At 73.1% G+C, this 2,056-nt stretch carries 2 protein-coding genes; both read right to left on the bottom strand.

Translation table 11 applies throughout. The features are described 5' to 3' along the window. Nucleotides 1-130 precede the first annotated feature (130 nt). A complete protein-coding gene (locus IBL25_RS25865; RefSeq protein ID WP_187781307.1) occupies nucleotides 131-829 on the bottom strand; it encodes a nicotinate-nucleotide adenylyltransferase in 699 nt (232 codons plus the stop codon). A gap of 35 nt (nucleotides 830-864) precedes the next feature. Then, nucleotides 865-2,056 (bottom strand): glutamate-5-semialdehyde dehydrogenase (locus IBL25_RS25860; RefSeq protein ID WP_187781306.1); only part of this gene is annotated, 1,192 nt, incomplete at its 5' end.

Here is a 2,056-nt window from a genome sequence, read left to right as displayed (position 1 = left end):
GGCAGCGGCGGCCGGCTTGGCGGTGCGCAGCGTGGCGGCCCGGCCAGGGACGCGGGTGGCGGCGGCAGCCGGCTTGCGCGGGGTTTTGCCGGCGGGCGGCTTGGTGGGGGTACGGGCCATGGTGCGTCCTCTAGTCTTTCGTGTCGGCGTTTACACGATCTGCGATCTGTATGGCGCGGGAGGGCGGTTGCCCGCCAGCATCGATTCCCCTGGGCTTTTCCCCAGGGGCGTTCAAGGCCGCGTGCGCGCGGATGGCTGTGGCGCTGAGGCTGTTCTCGCGCGCCGGCACCAGCGCCCAGGCCGGGCCGTGTTCCGGCAGCCGGCCAGGGCGGCGGCGGAAGCGGCGCAGCCGGTGCGCGGCCTTGCCGGCCAGCGCCTTGCGGGTCCAGCCCGGGCGCGGCAGCACCGCCACCGGCGTCTGTTCCACCAGGGCCTGCCATTGCCGCCAGCGCGGCAATTGCCACAGGTTGTCGGCGCCAATGATCCAGACAAAGCGGGCCAGCGGAAAGCGCCGGGCCAGCTTGGCCAGGGTGCGGGTGCTGTAGCGTTCGCCCAGCGCGGCCTCGATCTCCGTGGCCAGGATGCGCGGCGGCTGCGCCATGCGGCGGGCGGAGGCCAGGCGCTCGGCGAAGGGCGCCATGCCCCTGGCCGCCTTCAGCGGATTGCCGGGGGAGACCATCAGCCAGACCTGGTCCAGCCGCAGCGCCCGCAAGGCCATGCGGGCCACGTGCCGGTGCCCTTCATGCGCCGGGTTGAAGCTGCCGCCCAGCAGGCCGATCCGCAGGCGGCGCCGGTCGCCGAAGCGGGCCGGCTCGAAAGGCGGGCGCAAAGGCTCAGGACGCGGCGCGAAGGGCGGGCACGGCGCTATGCACGCGTCTGGCCGGTGCCGATGACGTGGTAGCGATAGGTGCAGAGCTGTTCCAGCGCCACCGGGCCGCGCGCGTGCAGCCGCCCCGTGGCGATGCCGATCTCGGCCCCGAAGCCGAATTCGCCGCCATCGCAGAACTGGGTGGAGGCATTCCACATGCCCACCGCCGAATCGAGCCCGTTGAGGAAGGTGGCGGCGGCCTCGGCATCCTCGGTGACGATGGCTTCCGTGTGCTCGCTGCCATAGCGGCGGATATGTGCCAGGGCGCTTTCCACCCCGTCCACCACCTTGATGGAGAGCATGGCATCCAGCCATTCCGTGGCGTAATCCGCCTCGGTGGCCACGGGCAGGGCGGGCAGGATGGAGCGCGCCCGCTCATCCGCCTTGAAGGAGCAGCCCAGCGCCGCGAGGTCTTCCACCAGCAGCGGCAGCAACTCTGGCGCGATGGCGGCATCGATCAACAGCGTCTCGGTGGCGCCGCAGACGCCGGTGCGGCGCATCTTTGCGTTCGCCAGCAGCTTGCGGGCCATGGAGCAATCCGCGGCGGCGTGGATGTAGGTGTGGCAGAGGCCCTCGGCATGGGCCAGCACGGGCACCCGCGCTTCCTCCATCACCCGCGTCACCAGCCCCTTGCCGCCGCGCGGGATGATCAGGTCGATCAGCCCCGCCGCGCGCAGCATGGCGCCCACGAAGGCGCGGTCCTGGGTGGGGGCGATCTGCATGGCGGCTTCCGGCAGGCCGGCGGCGCGCAGCCCTTCGGCCATGCAGGCATGGATGGCGGCGCTGCTGCGCGCGCCCTCGGTGCCGCCGCGCAGCAGCACGGCCGAGCCCGCCTTCAGGCAGAGCGCGGCGGCATCGGCGGTCACGTTGGGCCGGCTTTCATAGATCATGCCGACCACGCCCAGCGGCTGCGCCACGCGGCGGAAGACCAGCCCATTGGGGCGCGTCCATTCCGCCAGCACGCGGCCCACGGGGTCGGGCAGGGCGGCGACTTCCTCCAGCCCCTTGGCCATGGCCTCAATGCGGGCGGGGTTCAGCACCAGCCGGTCCCGGAAGGACGAGGAGAGGTCGGGCGCCGCTTCCAGGTCGGCGGCATTGGCGGCCAGGATGGCCTCCTGCCGCGCGCGGATGGCGGCGGCCGCCGCCAGCAGGGCCTGGTCCTTCGCCGGTCGCCCGGCGCGCGCGAGC

It is taken from the genome of Pseudoroseomonas ludipueritiae (genome assembly GCF_014490445.1).
GTDB classification, from domain to species: domain Bacteria; phylum Pseudomonadota; class Alphaproteobacteria; order Acetobacterales; family Acetobacteraceae; genus Pseudoroseomonas; species Pseudoroseomonas ludipueritiae.
Note: the sequence above shows the minus strand (reverse complement) of the source record. Positions and strands in the feature narration are given on the sequence as shown.